Annotated in this window: 18 protein-coding genes and 3 tRNA genes; all 21 read right to left on the reverse strand. The window is 26.9% G+C overall.

Going from position 1 to position 19293, the window contains the following annotated elements; genetic code table 11:
• Positions 1–81 precede the first annotated feature (81 nt).
• The gene (locus SFBM_RS07375; RefSeq protein ID WP_005805089.1) at positions 82–2436 is read right to left on the reverse strand and encodes a SpoIIE family protein phosphatase; all 2355 of its coding nucleotides are present in this window, start codon (positions 2434–2436) and stop codon (positions 82–84) included.
• 142 nt (positions 2437–2578) lie between these two features.
• Positions 2579–2655, reverse strand: a tRNA-Met gene (locus tag SFBM_RS07380).
• Positions 2656–2659: 4 nt separating this feature from the next.
• A tRNA-Met gene (locus SFBM_RS07385) sits at positions 2660–2735 on the reverse strand.
• Between the two features lie 6 nt (positions 2736–2741).
• A tRNA-Leu gene (locus tag SFBM_RS07390) sits at positions 2742–2830 on the reverse strand.
• A gap of 79 nt (positions 2831–2909) precedes the next feature.
• Entirely contained in the window at positions 2910–3332 is a 423-nt protein-coding gene (locus SFBM_RS07395) for a S1 domain-containing RNA-binding protein (protein ID WP_005805088.1), read from the reverse strand.
• A 35-nt stretch (positions 3333–3367) separates the two neighbouring features.
• Positions 3368–3652 carry an FtsB family cell division protein gene (locus tag SFBM_RS07400; RefSeq protein WP_007440410.1) on the reverse strand — a complete coding sequence of 95 codons (285 nt, stop codon included), beginning with the start codon at positions 3650–3652 and terminating at the stop codon, positions 3368–3370.
• A 72-nt stretch (positions 3653–3724) separates the two neighbouring features.
• Complete coding sequence (gene yabQ, locus SFBM_RS07405) at positions 3725–4105, reverse strand: spore cortex biosynthesis protein YabQ (RefSeq protein ID WP_005805085.1); 381 nt, start codon at positions 4103–4105, stop codon at positions 3725–3727.
• Positions 4102–4416 carry a sporulation protein YabP gene (gene yabP / locus SFBM_RS07410; RefSeq protein WP_005805084.1) on the reverse strand — a complete coding sequence of 105 codons (315 nt, stop codon included), beginning with the start codon at positions 4414–4416 and terminating at the stop codon, positions 4102–4104. The genes yabQ and yabP overlap by 4 nt, the downstream gene beginning before the upstream one ends.
• 69 nt (positions 4417–4485) lie before the next feature.
• Positions 4486–4725 carry an RNA-binding S4 domain-containing protein gene (locus tag SFBM_RS07415; RefSeq protein WP_005805083.1) on the reverse strand — a complete coding sequence of 80 codons (240 nt, stop codon included), beginning with the start codon at positions 4723–4725 and terminating at the stop codon, positions 4486–4488.
• 45 nt (positions 4726–4770) lie between these two features.
• Entirely contained in the window at positions 4771–5046 is a 276-nt protein-coding gene (locus SFBM_RS07420) for an HU family DNA-binding protein (protein ID WP_005805082.1), read from the reverse strand.
• A 165-nt stretch (positions 5047–5211) separates the two neighbouring features.
• Positions 5212–6747 carry a putative polysaccharide biosynthesis protein gene (locus SFBM_RS07425; RefSeq protein ID WP_005805080.1) on the reverse strand — a complete coding sequence of 512 codons (1536 nt, stop codon included), beginning with the start codon at positions 6745–6747 and terminating at the stop codon, positions 5212–5214.
• 115 nt (positions 6748–6862) lie between these two features.
• Positions 6863–7411: a stage V sporulation protein T gene (gene spoVT / locus SFBM_RS07430; protein WP_005805079.1), complete on the reverse strand. Its 549-nt coding sequence runs from the start codon at positions 7409–7411 to the stop codon at positions 6863–6865.
• 102 nt (positions 7412–7513) lie between these two features.
• Entirely contained in the window at positions 7514–8503 is a 990-nt protein-coding gene (locus SFBM_RS07435; RefSeq protein WP_007440409.1) for a peptidylprolyl isomerase, read from the reverse strand.
• 36 nt (positions 8504–8539) lie between these two features.
• Positions 8540–9559, reverse strand: coding sequence for a peptidyl-prolyl cis-trans isomerase (locus SFBM_RS07440; protein WP_007440408.1), 1020 nt, complete (start codon positions 9557–9559; stop codon positions 8540–8542).
• 28 nt (positions 9560–9587) lie between these two features.
• A complete protein-coding gene (gene mfd / locus SFBM_RS07445; protein ID WP_005805077.1) occupies positions 9588–13097 on the reverse strand; it encodes a transcription-repair coupling factor in 3510 nt (1169 codons plus the stop codon).
• 17 nt (positions 13098–13114) lie between these two features.
• Positions 13115–13669: an aminoacyl-tRNA hydrolase gene (gene pth, locus SFBM_RS07450; protein WP_007439774.1), complete on the reverse strand. Its 555-nt coding sequence runs from the start codon at positions 13667–13669 to the stop codon at positions 13115–13117.
• A gap of 48 nt (positions 13670–13717) precedes the next feature.
• On the reverse strand, positions 13718–14554 hold the full coding sequence (locus tag SFBM_RS07455; RefSeq protein ID WP_005805075.1) for a S1C family serine protease: 837 nt from the start codon (positions 14552–14554) through the stop codon (positions 13718–13720).
• A gap of 43 nt (positions 14555–14597) precedes the next feature.
• Positions 14598–16001, reverse strand: a complete 1404-nt coding sequence (locus SFBM_RS07460) for a sensor histidine kinase (protein WP_005805074.1) — start codon at positions 15999–16001, stop codon at positions 14598–14600.
• Positions 16001–16687: a response regulator transcription factor gene (locus SFBM_RS07465; protein ID WP_005805073.1), complete on the reverse strand. Its 687-nt coding sequence runs from the start codon at positions 16685–16687 to the stop codon at positions 16001–16003. The genes SFBM_RS07460 and SFBM_RS07465 overlap by 1 nt, the downstream gene beginning before the upstream one ends.
• 178 nt (positions 16688–16865) lie before the next feature.
• Positions 16866–17843: a ribose-phosphate pyrophosphokinase gene (locus SFBM_RS07470; protein ID WP_005805072.1), complete on the reverse strand. Its 978-nt coding sequence runs from the start codon at positions 17841–17843 to the stop codon at positions 16866–16868.
• Between the two features lie 17 nt (positions 17844–17860).
• Positions 17861–19222 carry a bifunctional UDP-N-acetylglucosamine diphosphorylase/glucosamine-1-phosphate N-acetyltransferase GlmU gene (gene glmU / locus SFBM_RS07475; RefSeq protein WP_014018073.1) on the reverse strand — a complete coding sequence of 454 codons (1362 nt, stop codon included), beginning with the start codon at positions 19220–19222 and terminating at the stop codon, positions 17861–17863.
• Positions 19223–19293: the final 71 nt, after the last annotated feature.

Genomic DNA, 19293 nt, shown 5'->3' on the forward strand with positions numbered 1-19293 from the left:
CAATTTAATCTAATTATAAGGATTTTTCAAAAAAAAATCAAAAGCCCTTTTATATTTAATAAAAGGGCTCTTATTTTTAATTTAATTTTTGTATACTTTAGATACTATTACACTAACATCATCTTGAAAAGATCCTGAATTTAATATTTTAAATTCTCTTAAAATCTCTTCACATAATTTATCAGGAGATGATACATCACATCTCTTAAGAAATGTATATAGCCACGCTTTATTTGATAAATCCTTAAAATGAATAAGTCCATCTGTTAAATGAACTAAAATATCTCCGCACTCAAGATCAAATTCAGAGCTTAATATTCTTATATCATCATCTAAAGAGTTATCATTTAAATCCCTTTCATTTCCTAATATAAATACCTCATTATTCCTTTTTATATATGTAATAATAGATGAAAATTTTAAATAATTCATTTTCCCTGTATACAAATCAATTCTAGCAAAATCTATAGTAGATATTGCCTCATCTCTAAAAAATTTAAGGGAAATTATTGATATTATTTCTTTAATACAAGATGAAAGAGATAAACTTGTCCTTACAAATTTATATATTAAATCAACTGTAAACTTACTTTTATTATAAGCCTCAATTCCAGATCCTATCCCATCACTCAATATAATTAAATAATCATCATTAATACTATTAGTACAAATATAACTATCTCCATTTTTATCTTTTTTAGATAATTGAAGGCAATGAGATACAACATTATAACAATACTTCTCAACATATGTAACAATTATTTCATCATTAGAATTTATATATTTAGATGGTTCATCTTGTATAATCATCTCTCTATCTAAAGCAATATTTATAATATCTAACAAATCATTTTTATACTCTATAAATATATTATAAGGAAGAATTATCTTAACTTTTAATCGTTCGCTTTCTTCGTAACAAATAATATCAAAATATTTTATGTTAAATTTATTAAATTTACTTATAAGACTCTTTTCATAATTAACCTTTATTACAATGTCTTTTTTAACCTCTTTAATACTCTGATTAATTATATTGTGAAGATTTTTTAATTCATAAGACAACATATCTTGAGCTTCATAAATCCTTTCTTCATAAACCTTCTGTATATTATAAAAATTAGAAATCTTATATAACTCATTTTTGAATTTATCTTTCCTTATACATAAACCATCTATATATTCTGTTAAACTTTTATCACCCTGTATAAAATTATCAAGACTTAAAAGCATCTCTGTTCTAACTTTATTAAAATTAACTTTCCAACATTTATTAACATTACTACATTCTCCACAAACACTTTCTGCAAGTATTTCAATATATATTTTCTTATCTAAAATTTTATATTTGAAATTGACATTAGATACTATCATATCTGACAATTCCTTAATTATATCATTAAACTCATTTATCTTTTGTATTCTCATATCAAGAGTATTAAATAATCTCTTATTTGTATAAAATTCCTTTTTATATTCTTCATTAAAATACATGGTTATCTTCATCAAATAACTTTTAGGAACAACATCAAATATCACTGATCCTATAAATATCTCTATTAAAAATAAATTACTTCCAATATCCATAGATGACATATTAGATAATTTTAATATTAATACACACACTATAGAAATAACAGATACAGTAAACCTTGATGATAAAGATAAAAACGAAGATACAGTTGCAATCACACTATATATAGCTATATACTCTGTAAAATTTCCATAAATAAATCCCATTATACTCCCAGAAAATACAGCACATATAACTCCAACTGACATTCCATTTATGTAAGACATCATAAATACAAATAACACAATTAATATATTTGATAAATCAAGGTTAAAAATTTTAAACCCATTAATACCACAAAGAATTAAACATGTAGTTATTACCAAACATATTATATCTTCTTTTTTAAATATATAATTAGTATTAAAATAACTTATACTCTTAATAAATATGTCGAAAACATAATATAGTACATAAATAATCCCAACCTCTATAGTAATAGAAAATAAGGTAGGATATATAGAAAACCTCACATAAAAATATTTATATATATAACTTATCAAACAAATTAAAAGCAATATAAATAATCTGTGTTTCTTTTTAATGTTAAAAAATATTCCTAAAAATATCAGAATCATATTTATTATTATATATAAATCAAAAGAATCAAAATTTGATCTTATACTAAAATATCCCAATATACTAAAAATACCTACAAGAACAGTTAAAACCTTATTATTTTTAAACATGATAATAGCAGTAAATGCTATACCAATAGGAGCTATATAAAATAGTATGTTTATACGACTTAATAATAATGCAATCAGAGCATATATTAAAAGTTTCTTAATATCCAATAAATTACTCAGCTTTTCATAATAATTTTCTCCATTATTATTGAATAGTTTTCCATTATAAATCATTACTTCACCTTTAAAATAATTCCAATTTTTGTAAATAATTATATCACTTATTTACAAAAAAACATATTAATTTAATGTTAAGTAATTCCATAAAAAACTAAAAAAGAACAACCAAGAATGGTTGCTCTTAAATATTCGATAATGGTAGCGGAAATAGGACTCGAACCTACGACACACCGGGTATGAACCGATTGCTCTAGCCAACTGAGCTATTCCGCCAAAATGGTTGCGGGGGCAGGACTCGAACCTGCGACCTTCGGGTTATGAGCCCGACGAGCTACCAACTGCTCCACCCCGCAATAATATGGTGCTGAAGACCGGACTCGAACCGGTACGGTATTTTAGTACCGCAGGATTTTAAGTCCTGTGCGTCTGCCAGTTTCGCCACTTCAGCTTATTTATTAAATTGTTATTTTCTACTTTGTTAGTATATATCTTTTTAAATTATATGTCAATACTTTTTTAATATATTTTTATCCAAAATTTCTTTTATTATATCCTCTTTGTTTAGAATCTTGGTTCTTTCTAAAATCTTGCATCCTTTCCTCACTATCTTTTAAATATTTAGATAAAATATCCTCAAAATTTGATGCATTACTTTTTGGAGTAGCATGTATTCTATCATTATTTTTTTTATAGTTATTATTGCCCACATTTAATGAATTACCTTCTGCTTGTTTTAAAGATAAACTAATTTTACCAGAATCATCTATAGATAAAACCTTTACCCTAACATCTAACTTATCCTTTAAATAATCTCTTATATCCTTTATATATTTATTCGAAACCTCTGATATATGTACAAGCCCCGTTTCTCCATTAATATCTACAAAAGCACCGAAGTTAGTTATGTTAACAACCTTTCCTTCGTATATGTTCCCTATGACTAAAGCCATATTAATTTTATTCCTCCTTAAAATAATCTAATATTCTACTTAACTATATTAATTATAGATTTTTCTCCCTCAAATACATAACCTAGTCTATCTCTAACTAAAACCTCTAAGTATTCCTTAGTATTTGATAAATTTAATTCATCTTTTAATAATTGAATTTCCCAGGTTATATCCTCTAGTTTATCCTGATACTTCATAAATTCAACTTCTACATTATATCGATCAAAATCATTTTTAAACAGAGTGATCAAACTATAAATTAATATGACCAAAATCACAATATTCCTAATAAAAAAAATACGTTTCCTTTGTTTAACCAAAATAACCTCTTTGTAAATTAAATTTTCAATACATAAATATTTTAATACAATTTAGTTTTTTTTCAATATATTCTAATAATTTTTTTTATTTACAACTCTTGAAATAATATATATTAAATTTTTAAATATATATCTAATTATTTCCAAAAGGAAACCTACTAAATTATTGATTATCCTATATATAAATATAGATATACACTTTGTATAAAATATAATACCTAATAATATATAAAAATAAGTATAAAACGATAGTATAGCATACTGTGTGTTCAATAAAAATATAAACACTAATACCCCCACAACCATCCAATATATATGATCAATTATAATTCTAAAAACTTTATAATATACATCTCTAAATAACACTCTATATATATCAAACCCTATTCCAAATATAACTCCAGATATAAAACTATAAAACAAAATCAATATCTGTATATCTAGGTTAATCATTTATTCTTACCCAGTATTTTTTTAACTATACCTAACTTATTCTTATCACCTTTAAACTTCTTATCATCTAAATACTTACACTCATTAATGTTACCTGTAATACTAATTTCCCCATTTTTTAAATCTAACTTACTAATCTTAAGATTATTCCCTATAATTTCTAGTTTCTTTAGAACAGTATTTAGAGTTACCTTTTCTTCATCAAAAGATAAAACTTCAAATACTCCAGTTATACTTATATTTTTTCTATTCTCAAGTAATATATTACTCTTCTTTATTAATTCTGTAGTATTATCTTTTTTATATTCCATAATTACCTCCAATTAATATTCTTCATTAAATTAATATGAATATTAATTGGTAAGTATTACATTAATAAATTATATAATTCTATACATTTTTTCAGCTTCATCCTTTCTTACATTTTCCTTTATATCTAAAATCTCTATCTTAAAATTATTATTTCCAAAAATTATTTCCAAAACATCACCAACATTAACCTTAGATGATGGCTTTGATAATTTCCCATTTATTAAAACCTTATCTGAATCACATGCATCCTTTGCAACAGTCCTTCTCTTTATTATCCTAGTTACTTTTAAAAATTTATCTAATCTCATATTATCTCCTCCTATAAATAAAGATCCGAGAAAAAACTCGGATCTCTATTTATTAACTCTATCTTTGAATTCTTTACCTGCTTTAAATACCGGAACCTTGGCTGCAGGAATCTTTATTGGTTCATTGTTTTGAGGATTTCTTCCTTCTCTCTCAGCTCTCTCCCTAATTTCGAAAGTTCCAAAGCCTACTAATTGAACTTTGTCTGCATTTTCTAACGCTTCAAAAACACTCTTTATAAATGCATTTAGAGCAGCTTCAGCATCTTTTTTACTAAGTTCACTCTTCTGCGCTATACTAGCAACCAATTCAGCTTTATTCAATCCTATATCCTCCTTAGATTGAGTTGTTAATTCGTTATACAATAAACTATAACTAATTAAAACTACTATGTAATACTAAATTTATTTTTCTGTGTTAATGTTATCATAACTAAAAATATTATTCAACAACATTATTTCTAAGTATTATATTTCCATACTACACACTTATTTAATAGATGTAAATATACTACTTAACTCTCTCATTTTAAATAAAACAAGACTCAAAATGTATATAATACCTCCAATTATCCCACATATAAAAATACTTAACACTGTACTCCCAGACATCTTATAAAAATAATCAAATGATAATAATGCTATTATTATCATTAAAAGAGAAGAAAATAGAGGTGTTATTATTATATCCAATATATTCAAATTTATATTTAATTTTTTCTTAATTGCACTAAAATTCAAATAACTTGTTAATATGTATGAAAATATTGTAGCTAAAACTGCACCATATATATTAAATTCAGAGTTTCCAGTTAAAATTAAGGTCACTATGACTTTAATAAAACACCCTATCAAAAGATTAATAACTGGTCTTATATAATTATTTGTACTTTGAAGTATAGATATTGATACTTGAGAAAAAATTATAAAGGGTATACTAACTGCTGCATATCTCAATATATTGTATCCATCTGTATTGTTTGGAAATATCACATTCATTATAGGATATGCTAAAAAATACATAGATATAAAACAAGGAAATGCTATATAGCTTGACAATTTAAAACACATAATAACCTTATCTTTAAACTCTTCCATTTTATTTAAAACAAAAAGTCTAGATAACGTTGGTATCACAGATGTTCCTAAAGCAACCGCAAGTGCAAGAGGAACATTTATAATAACAGAAACCTTACCAGTTAACTGTCCATATAATACCGTGGCCTCTCTATTAGTATATCCAGCATTCAAAAGCATTTGAGGGACTAAAATCGAATCTATCAAAACCATTATTGTTGATACTGTAGCCCCAAGAGATAATGGTATTGCTATTTTTAATATCTTACCTACATATTTCCTACCATTTATATTTTTTCTATTTATGCCATCAAAATATTTTATACTAAATTTCAAATACATAATAACAATAAATACCGTTGCTATTATTCCACCTATTACAGCACCAAAAGATGCGCCTCCAGCTGCATAGTGTATGCCCTTATATAAAAGCAGGTAAGCAAGCGATACTCCAACCACAACTCTTATAATTTGTTCAATTATTTGAGAAATCCCTGTTGGAACCATATTCTCCATTCCCTGAAATACTCCCCGAAAAACACCCAAAAGACATACACTAATAGGTGCTATAGATATTCCAATGAAACAAAGATAAACCTTACTATCCCATTTGAGTAAATTTATTATCGGATTTGAAAATACTAACAAGATAATGCTTGTACCTACTCCTAAAAATATCATAATCCTAAGAGAAGCTTTTATTATACTTACTATAGATTCCTTATCTCCATATGCAGATCTCTCAGATACAAATTTTGAAACAGCAATAGGCATTCCTGACACAATACCAATAAAAAACATGTATAATGGATATGTCATTTGATAGTACCCAATTCCTTCATCACCTATAAGCATAACAAGAGGCCATCTGAAAAATATCCCCAAAAATTTTGCAATTATACTGCTTACACTAAGTATAAGTGTTCCTTTTATTATCTTATTTTTCATAAATCCCCCAAACAATAAATGATAATACACTTAATTATTATTTAATAATATAAAAAATATTACTAAATAAAAAAATTAAAAAGCTATGAAATCATAGCTTCTCAATATGTAAAATTTATTCCATTTGCTTCCCTAAAAATGATGCAGCTGTTTCAGCAAGCTTTTGCTCAACTATCCCAAGCTTATCGTCACCCTCTTTTGATAATATTATTACAGAACCTATTGTATCTCCTTCTGCAACAATTGGTGAAATTATTTGAGAAGAGTATTTATTCTCTAAATTCTCATCAATGCATAATGGTAAAAATTCTTCTTGATTTGTTATACACAACGTTTTTCTATTCTCTAATACTTTCTCAAGCTCCGGACTTATTTTCTTATCTAAATACTCTTTTTTAGATATACCACAAACCGATATGAATTCATCTTTATCAGAAATTAAAACTATATTACCTATGGCCTGTTGAAGTGACTCTGCATATTCTTTTGAAAAATCACTCAATTCTTCTATTGGAGAGTACTTCTTTAATATAACCCCACCATCTCTATCAGTAAATATTTCGAGTGGGTCACCCTCTCTTATTCTTAGAGTCTTTCTTATTTCTTTAGGTATTACAACTCTCCCTAAATCATCTATTCTTCTAACAATTCCAGTTGCTTTCATTAATTCTTTTCCTCCTCAAATTCACAGATAACTTACTTGACATACTTATTATTTATCATTTCTGTTATTTTATACATAACATAGAAAAAAAGAGTAGTAATACTACTCTTTTTTACCAGTTATATTCTCTGTATATATCTTTACATCATATTTTTCCTTTACCTTTGTAAACAAAGAATTTATTGTTTCATTTATTTTATCACTCTTTAATGTATCTTCTATATCTTTAGAAACTCTATCTAAATCTTGAGTCCATTCTTTAGAATTAATATTTTCAACTTTTATAATGTGATATCCAAATTGAGTCTTAACAGGTCCTCGAATTTCGCCTTCTTTCATATCCTTTACTTCATCCATAAACTCTTTTACAAGTTGTGAATTATCAAACTCTTGGTAACCTAAATATCCATCAACATTAGCACTTCCATCTTGGCTATAAGTTCTTGCAAGTTTACCAAAATCTTCTCCATCATTTAGTTTTTCTAATACAGTATTAGCAGTGTCTTCATCTGCTACAAATATATGGTATACATCTGCCCCTGGACCCTTTACAAATTTAGTCTTATTGTCATTATAATACTGTTTTATTTCACTTGATGATATTTTCAAATTATCAGTCTCTTTATTTATAAGTTCTTCTATAATAAGTGATATTTTAAGCTTATTTTTATAATCTTCTTCATCTTTAAATCTACTATTTATTATAGCCGTTTCAAATGCCTCATCACTTCCGAAAATGCTCTTCATATTTTCAAATTCTTCGTCTACTTTCTCTTGTATCTCAGCATCATCAACTAATGATTCATCCTTTGCATATTGAACTAATGCTTTTTGTTCTACATACTGTTCAACTAAATCTAAATATACATTTTTAAAATCTTCAGATTCCTTATAATTTTCTCCATATTGAGTTATAAATCCATTTTTAAGCCCACTATAGTATTCATCTACTTCTGTTTTGGTAATATCCTCTTTCTTTATTCTTGCAACAATATTTTCATCTTTCGGTGTACCCCCACCAATACAAGAATATAAAAAACATATTGTTACTATTGGAGCTAAAACTAATGATGTAATCTTTCTAAATTTCATATTATAATTCCTCCTAAGATTATCGAAGCATTAAGATTATTTTACCTTAAGTTTCTTCTCTTTAAATAAATTCTCAGAAAACTCAGTAACAGCCTTATTCTTTTTCTCATATAATAACGTCTCTTCTATTTCAGATTTCACAGATTCAAAATCAGTATATTGATCCTCAGTTCTAACATCTGTAACTTTTATTATATGATAACCAAACTGAGTTTTAACAGGGTCTGATATTTCACCCTCTTTTAAATTCTTTGCGCCAGCTAAAAAATCAGCATCATAATTAGTATTATCATACTCAACAAATCCTAAACTTCCACCTGTTTGACTAGTTGCATCCTTGTTTAATTCTTTTGCTATATCTTCATATTTCTCTCCATTATTAAGTCTTTCTTTAACTTTTAGTGCCTCTTCTTCTGTGTCAACTAAAATATGATACATAATAGCTCCAGGACGTGTTATGTATTTAGTATCTTTATTATCTTCATAATATTTATTTAATTCCTCTTCAGTGACACTAACATCCTTTATAAGATCATCAACTAAAGCATTTATCTTTATTATGTCCCTCTGTTTATTTTTATAATCTTCCTCATCTACATAAAAAGCTTCATTCAATGCTTTATTAAATCGTTCTTGATCTATTTTATGACCGTGCCCATCATCCACACCATTCTCTTCATCTATAAATAAATCCTTAACTGCGTGTAATGACTCCTCTACCTTATTATTTATCTCTTCTTCAGAGATAAGCCCTCTTTTATCAAACTCTTCTATTAAAATAGAATTTTGAGAATAATTCTCTGCAAAAGCTTTCAATTGATCATTCAAATATCCAGCATCATTTTTATAATTTTCTCCATATCTTTGAACTAAAGCATTATGAAATCCTGCAAAGTAATCCTCAACCTCCCCTCTAGTTATCTTTCTCCCTTCATAAGTTGCCAAAACTTCCTTTCTTATAGCCTCTTCTGTTTTTTCAATAGTACTACAAGAAGAAACTGTAAAAAGAATCGATAATGATATACAAACCCTACTTAATATTTTGTTAAATTTCATTTTAAAATATCCTCCCAGTTATTAAGCTTTATTGTTTTTTAACATCTTTTATTAAATTTTCTAACAATTTTATAAATTCATCAATCATAACACTCTTATCGTCACAATCAATTTTATAATAAAAACAAGGCTTATCACCCAAATTAAATGTTACCTTACCTTGATAATTATTACATATATAATTAAATCCATAATCATCTAAAAAATCTTTGCTCTTATACTCAAATAAAATCTTATCGCCTATTTCTTTTATTTGAGAAAAACCCAATTTCTTCCCTAGAGCTCTTATATATGATATCTTTATTAAATTATCGATCTCAAAAGGTATTACAGAAAACCTATCCATAAGTTCCTCTTTTATATATGATATATCCTTTTTATCCTCAATACACGATATTTTTTTATATATTTCAAGTTTTTGCATTTCATCTTCTATGTAATTATCTTTTATATAGACATCAATCTTTATATCAACAACTGTATTTACTTCTACACAAGTAACTTCTCCCTGAAGCATCTTTATAGCATCCTCAAGCATCTTACAATAAAGATCATACCCAACAACACTCATTTGGCCATGTTGAGACTCACCAATTAAATTCCCAGATCCCCTAATTTCCAAATCTTTCATTGCTACTTTAAACCCAGATCCAAGTTCTGTAAAATCCTTGAGCGTCTTTAATCTCTTCTCTGCAACTTCACTTAAAACTCTATCTTTTTTATAAGTTAGATATGCATATGCTACTTTATTACTTCTACCAACTCTACCTCTTAGTTGATATAACTGAGATAAACCAAATTTATCTGCATTATGTATAATTATAGTATTAGCATTTTTTATATCAATCCCTGTTTCAATTATAGTTGTACAGACAAGAAAATCTATATCCTTATTTAAAAATTTTATTAATATATCTTCTATTTCTCTTTCGCCCATTTGACCATGAATAACAGAAAATCTACATTCAGGAACCAAATTTTGAAGATAAATATTCATTTTATCTATGTTTTCAACACTATTATACAAGAAAAATCCTTGTCCACATCGTGAAATTTCTTTCATAATAGCTCCTCTTACTAATTGATCACTATATTCAACAACAAAAGTTTGAACTGGGTATCTATCTTCGGGTGGAGTATCTATTACACTAATATCGCGTACACCAACCATTGACATATGAAGTGTTCTAGGTATAGGTGTTGCACTTAAACTAAGAACATCAATACTCTCTTTCATCTCTTTTATCTTTTCTTTATGTTTAACTCCAAACCTTTGTTCCTCATCTATAATTAAAAGTCCTAAATTTTTAAATTGAACATCTTTAGATAAAAGTCTATGGGTTCCTACAATTATATCAATCTCTCCAAGTTTTAATTTAGATAATGTCTCCTTCTGCTGTTTAGTGGTTCTAAACCTACTTAAAACATCAACGTTAAATGGGAATCCTTCAAACCTCTTCTTTATATTATTATAATGCTGATCTGCAAGAATCGTTGTTGGTACTAAAAATACAACCTGTCTTTTATCAACTACAGCCTTAAACATTGCTCTAAGGGCAACCTCAGTTTTCCCATATCCAACGTCACCACATAGTAGTCTATCCATAGGTTTATCTGACTCCATATCCTTTTTAATATCTTCTATAGCCAATAATTGATCTGGTGTTTCTACGTATGGGAATTCTTGCTCAAATTGAGACTGCCAAGTACTATCTTTAGAATAAGCATATCCCTTTAAAATATTTCTCTTAGCATACAATTTAACTAAATTATATGCAATTTCATCAATGGACCTCCTAGTTTTTGTCTTTATCTTAATCCATTCACTTCCACCTAATTTATTTACTTTAGGACTCTTACCTTCAATACCTATGTACTTTTGAACCAAATCAAGCTGTTCTATAGGAACATATAACTTATCTTTTTTATCATACTCTATATCTAAATAATCTCTCTCAATTCCCTGAAAATCTATCTTCTTAATTCCTTTATATACCCCAATTCCATGATTCACATGTACTATATAATCACCTGGTTTAAGATCATAAAAACTCCTTATTTTCGTCAATCCTTTTTTAGATGACGAGAAGCTCTTTCTCTGTTTTCTTTGTTGATCATAGCCAAAAATTTCCTGATCACATATAACATATAAACTAAAATCTGAAAAATCATATCCTTCATTTAAATATCCAAGAGATATAAAAACCTTACCATTACAAATATTGTTAATATCATTACATAAAGTAGACTCTATACCATATTCAATCAATAATTCCTTTAATTTTTTACATCTAGGTTCAGATGAAGATAGTATTATAACGCAATAGTCTTCGCTAAGTTTATCCTTTATTTCATTTAATATAACGCTTATTTTGCCATCCATTTTTATGATGTTCTTAGTTTTAAATTCAATAATAGTATCTTTATTATAATAATTAAATAAATTAAATGATAAATTATTTATTTTATTAACCTTTGATATTAACTTATCTTTATCTATAAGAAGATTAATTTGATTTGGTAAAACCTCACCTCTCAAAAGAAGCATATCAAAATTACTAATAAACCTATCATATACTATATCTAAGGTTTCCATACATTTTTTATACTCATCTAAAAGTACAACAGAGTTACTCATAAATTCAAAAAATTCAGAAAGATATTTATGTAAATAGGGTATTATAATATTGTATTCATCATAAAAATTACCCTCTCTTAATTTATCCAATATAAAATTAAACTTGGTGCTTAATTTTTCTTTCACCTCTAAATCATTTATCCCTGTTATATGTTCTCTAAAATCCTTCTCAAGATTTTCATAAAGCTTACTTTTCTCTTCATCATTTAAAATAAATTCCTTACACTGTATGATTTTAATACTTTGAATAGATTCAATACTCATTTGAGTTGTCACATTAAAACTCTTTATATTATCTATTGTATCTCCAAAAAATTCGATTCTATAAGCACATGAGAAGTTTATAGGAAAAATGTCTATAATTCCACCTCTTACAGCATACTGTCCCTTCTGTTCAACCTTATATACTTTTTCATATCCAATAGAAAATATATCATTTATAAACTTTTCAAATTCATACTCCATATTTATATAAATATCAATATCTAATTTAATAAACCTACTATTGTTACTCATATATAATGAAATTAAGCTCTCTATAGAAGTGCATATTATCTTATTCTCAGTTGAACACACCTCTCTGAAAGCTATAATTCTATCAAATTTTAAATCACTTGAAAACGCCTCTATATTATAAAAAACATTTTCTCTTTCTTGAAAATACACGCAATTATCTGTATAAACTCTTATATTTTCATACATTTCTTTAGCCTCATAATTGCTTGCTGATATTACAAAAATTTTCCTATTAATTTTTTCAAATATACCATAAATTATATTAGCCTTAGTGGAACCGACAAGTCCACATACATCAATATTCTTATTATTTTCTATTGAAAATAATATATTTTGAAATTTTTCAGAATTAAAAATTCTATTATTAATTCCTTCTAGTTTCATAAAACACCGCCCATTACTTAATTGAACAAATTCATAGCCTCAACTAATTTTCCTTCTATAATCATTCTAATACAAGTAGATATATCTTCATATTTACTATCTAACATACGCATTTCATCATATGTGAATTTAGACAACACATAATTAGATAAATCAATATTTTTATTTTCTCCAATTCCTATCTTTATCCTTTTAAATTTATCAGTATTTATCTTATTAATTATATCTTTTATGCCATTATGACCACCATGAGATCCTCTCTGCTTAATTCTAATCTTTGATACATCTAAATATATATCATCATAAATAACAAGCAAATCATCAATACTTATTTTAAAGTAATTAATAATTTCAAGCACAGCACTCCCACTTAAATTCATAAAAGTTTTTGGTTTCATACACATGATATTCTTACCTGAAATAATACCAGTACCATAATATGATGTATCATTTTCATTATCTAAACTAATATTAAGATCTTCACAAATTCTATCAAGCATAATAAATCCAACATTATGTCGAGTATTATTATATCTACTTCCAATGTTACCAAGCCCAACAATTAAAAACATTAAACTCCAACTCCTAAACATCAAAATAAGAGTGCAACAAATAATAAACTAAGTTGCACTCTTTATAATATCCTGCACAATTTTTATAACATCTCCTGATGAAATATAAGTTGATTCACAATCAGATAATTTGAATTTTTCATTTAACGCACAACTACTCATACCAATTATTTCTCCATTTATATTACATATAGGTCCACCTGTATTTAAAATATTAGTACAAAAATTGCTTTTTATAAACTTCACTTCTCTATCTAAATCATCTTTAAGTATATTTATACCACTAACTACTCCAGGATAAATAGAATACGAATTAACCTTTCCAAAAGAATTGCCTATAGAAATAACATTTAAACCATATGATACTTCTGATAAATCTTCTTTTAAATCTCCCTTGGTATAATCATTCCCATTTATTTTTAACAAACAAATATCACACTCTTTATCATAACCAATAACTTTCGCTTCCTTTATGAAATCAAGAGCAGTCGGAAATTTCACATAAATCCTATCAGCATTCTTAATACCACTAAAATTCGTCAATATGTATCCATCTTCAGAATAAATAATCCCTGTTAAATTATTTTGAAACAAATCTTCACTATCCCTTATATAAGCATTTACACTAACTATGGATTTATTTATTTTATTCAAAACACTCACTATATTATAATCATACTCGTCTCCAAACCTATCATATCGTATACTATCATACATATCTGAAAAAAATACATTATGCACAAAAACGCTTCCCATTATCCCAAACAAAAAAGAAATTATTGTATTTACTAAAATAACCCACAACATCTTATTTACATTTATCATTCTTTTTTGCTTAAATACTATGTGGACCTTATCTCTACGCATATTTTCTCTATTAAACACAATAACCCCTACCTAAAATAAAAATTTATAGAACTTATTAATATCAACTAGATAATTGCAATGTGAAAATAAAACTAACTCCTTGTTCCTTAGTCCTATTTTCAACCCATATATCTTCTCTAAACTGAGATATTATATTCCTAACTATAGATAACCCAAGGCCAGTACTCCCTCTTCTAGTCCTAGACTTATCATTTTTATAAAATCTTACCCAGATATTATTAAATTCATCCTCACTTAAAAGTTTAGCTGTATTAAAGATATTAACTACAGCTTTATTATTCTTTATTTTTGTAGAAATATTTATTCGTTTCTTATTATCACAATACTTAATAGCGTTAGCAATTAAATTATTTAAAACCTGTACAAGTCTATCCTCATCAGCAACAACGTTTATAGAATTTTGTTCAAAAAATACTTCCATAACTATATCATTTTGCTCTATCTCCTGCTCAAAATTTTTAACTGTATACTTTATGAGAGAATTTAACTCTATTACTCTTGGTCTTAATGTAAATTTACCAGATTCTATAGCAGTTAAATCTAATAAATCATTTACAAGTCTAGATAATCTTTTTACCTCATCATATACGATAGTTAACTTTTCAATATGATCCTTAGGTGATATTATGCCATCTAAAATACCACTCAAAAATCCTATAATCGTTGTAAGAGGTGTTCTCAATTCATGAGATACATTGGATAAAAACTCCCTCCTATTCGAATCAATTTTATCTAATGACTCTGCCATGTAATTAAATGAATTTGATAATTCGCCAATCTCATCCTTAGAATTTATATATACTCGCTTACACACATCACCTGAAGCAAATCTTTTAGCTGTATTATTTATAATTTCTATAGGTTTAACTAATATCTTCCTTAACAATAAATAGTAAATAACACCAATAATAATCATGAGAAAAATATATAAAATAATCATAAATACCTTAATATTCAATAATTTTAAAGATATATAGCCATCATCTAATATTAAAGTAATAGAACCTTTGTAAATATTTGAATTATACAAAGGTTTAGTAAGTTTATACACTTTCTTTTGAAGATCAGAATCATATACACTAATTTTTGTTATTACATCTTTCTCAATATTTATTTGCTTACCTAACAGATTCTTATGTACTGAATTAGATACTAAATAAACATACCCAATAGCATCTGATAAAATCAGATCAACCCCTGAATATTTATTAAATTTCTCAACATATTCCCATAAATATTTACTATTTTCAATTGTTGAATTATTTATATATTCAAGAGCTAAATCTGATATTACATCTGACTGAATTTCTAGATCATCCATACATAGATCAACTAGTGTTAATTCATAAAATGAATAAATTAAAAAGGAAAATAACATAAAAACAATAGTTGTTACCGATAAAAAATAAAATAATATTTTATTAATAATACTATGTTTTGACACTACTTCACCTCAAATTTATATCCTACACCCCAAACTGTTTCTATTTGCCAATTCATTCCACCATTTAACTTCTCTCTCAGTCTTTTTATATGTACATCAACCGTTCTAGAATCCCCTGGATAATCATATCCCCAAACCTCACAAAGCAAATTTTCTCTAGTAAAAACCTTATTTCTATTTGATGCTAAATAATGCAATAATTCAAACTCTTTAGGTGGCATTTTTATATCATTACCTTTAAAAATAACTGTATAAGAGTTTATATCTATGATCAAATCTGTAAATAAAAGGCTCTCCCTTATATAGTTATCGGTATTAAATCTTCTCATTACAGCCTTTATTCTAGCCAACAATTCTTTAGGCTCAAATGGTTTAACCATATAGTCATCAGCACCAAGTTCTAAAGCCAAACATTTATCAAACAATTCACCTTTAGCTGTAAGCATTATTATTGGAACACTTGAATCCCTTCTAATCCATTTTAAAACCTCAGTACCATCTAAAACAGGCATCATAATATCAAGTATTACCAAATTAGGTTTATAATCTGGAAAAATTTCTTGGACTTCTCTACCATCACTACAAGACCTTATATCATAACCAGAGTTACCTAGATACATTTTTAAAACTTCTAATATGTTAACATCATCATCTACTATTAGAACCTTAACTGCATTTCCGTCCATCTTAACACTCCCTTATTTTGTGAACATTTTTATTATTTATATATAAATTCTAAATTATAAAAAACTCTCCTAACTATAATTACATTTATTGGTTAAATTTAATATTTTTAACATAAAAATACAACTAATTTCCCTTATAGTTTCCCATTATTTCGAAAAAATATACTAAAATATAGAGTTAAAATTTACCAAACAAAGGACTTAAACTCCTGCAATCATGTATTCTTCTTATAGCTTCTGCAAATATCGGTGCAACTGATAACATCTTAAATTTACTATTTTGTTCACACAATGAATACTGTGAAATAGTATTTAAAAATACTAATTCTTTTATTTCTGAATTATTTATTTTTTCTACCGCATCACCAGAAAATACCCCATGAGTACAACAAGCATACACTTCTTTTGTTCCAAGTTCCATAAGTTTATTTGCAGCATTAACAATAGTACCAGCAGTATCTATCATATCATCAACCAATATAGCTATCTTATCTTTAACTTTCCCAATTACAGATAATACTTCTGAAACATTTTGGATAGGTCTTCTTTTATCTATAATAGCCATAGGTACATCTCCACTTAATTTCTCAGCAAATCCACGTGCTCTTTTAACACTTCCTACATCAGGAGAAACTATAACCAAATCACCATTAAATTCTTTTTTATCATAATACTTTGTAAGTACAGGTAATCCTAATAAATGGTCAACTGGTATGTTAAAATATCCTTGTATTTGAGGAGCATGTAAGTCCATAGTAAGAACCCGATTAGCTCCAGCTACAGTTATGATATCTGCTACTAATTTAGCTGTTATTGGATCTCTTGATTTAGCCTTTCTATCTTGACGAGCATATCCATAATAAGATATAACTGCAGTAATCCTCCCTGCAGATGCCCTCTTTAATGCATCTATTATTATCAAAAGTTCCATTAAGCTATCGTTTACTGTTAGTTTATCTGTTGCACAAATAGATTGAACAACAAATACATCCTCTCCTCTAATTGTTTCACTTATATCTACATTTATTTCTCCATCACTAAAATTCATAACTTTAGATTTTACAAGAGATGTATTTAAGCACGTTGCTATATTTTTAGATAATTCAAGATTAGAATTACCAGCAATTATTTTTATATTGTTGATCTGTTCTATCATTTAAAAGTTTCCTCCAATTACTTAAATTTATTTGTCACCCAATTCTCCTTATTAACTTGTTTACACCTACCAATAGCTAAACTATTTGATTTAACTTTCTCTGTGATAGTAGTCCCTGCTGCTACATAAGAATTTTCCTCTACAACAACAGGTGCAATCAGATTTGAATTACAACCAATAAAGCAATCATTACCTATAATAGTTTTATTTTTATTCTTACCATTATAATTAACCGTTATTGTAGAACAACCCAAATTACATCTCTCTCCAACTTCTGAATCTCCAATATAAGATAAATGTGGAATTTTTGTTCTATTACCAATTACAGAATTTTTAATTTCTACAAAATCCCCTAGTTTAACATTATCACCTATTAATGATCCCGGCCTTACATAAGCAAATGGGCCTATATTAGTGCCATTACCCACCTTAGAATCACAAATTATAGAAGCATCTATTATACAATCTTTTCCAATAAAACTATTAGATATCCTAGTATTGGGATATATTTCACTACCTTCTTTTACTAAAGTATTCCCTTTTAAATACACATTTGCATGTATAATTACATCACTCTCTATCCTAACATCAGAATCTATATAAGTAGAATCACTATCTATGATTGTGACTCCATTTTCCATATGTTTATCATTTATCTGTGATCTTAAAATACTATTAGCTAACCACAACTGTCTTCTAGTATCCACTCCAACTAATTCATTTTCATCAACCTTAACACTTCCTATTTTTTTACCACTCTTGCTAAATATCTCAATTATATCAGTCAAATAAAATTCGCCCTGATTATTAATTTTACCAATATTTCTTATGTCATTTCTTAAATCATCTATTTTAAAGCAATATATACTAGAATTAATTTCATTTATCATAAGTTCTGACTCGGAACAATCTTTAGCCTCTTTAATACGCTCAATTCCATTTTTCCCTCTGATTACTCTTCCATATTTTAAAGGATTTCTCAATTCAGATGTAATAATTGTGGATGAATTACCATCACTTATATGTCTTTCTATAAGCTTTTTAATATTCTCCTCTTTAATAAGTGGCATATCACAAGCAATAACCAAAACATCCCCAGATTTATTACCCCAAAATTTTTCAGCACACAATACGGCATCAGCAGTTCCTAATTGTTTCTCTTGAATAGAATACGACACATTTCTATTACCTATTGAATCAACTAAACTTTCTTTATGTTCCCCTATAATCACATTAATATCTTTAATTCCACATAATTCTAATTTATCTATTATTATGTTTATCATTTCCTTACCACAAATTTTATGAGTAGCCTTATGACGCGTAGACTTCATTCTACTTCCCCTACCCGCCGCTAGAATTATAGCACAAACATTCATAATAAACACCTCAAAGTTAATACTAATTCTATTATAAATTAACATTGTTAATATTTGCAATAATATAAAAA

Origin of the sequence: Candidatus Arthromitus sp. SFB-mouse-Japan (genome assembly GCF_000270205.1) — a bacterium.
In the GTDB taxonomy this organism is placed as follows: Bacteria; Bacillota; Clostridia; order Clostridiales; family Clostridiaceae; genus Dwaynesavagella.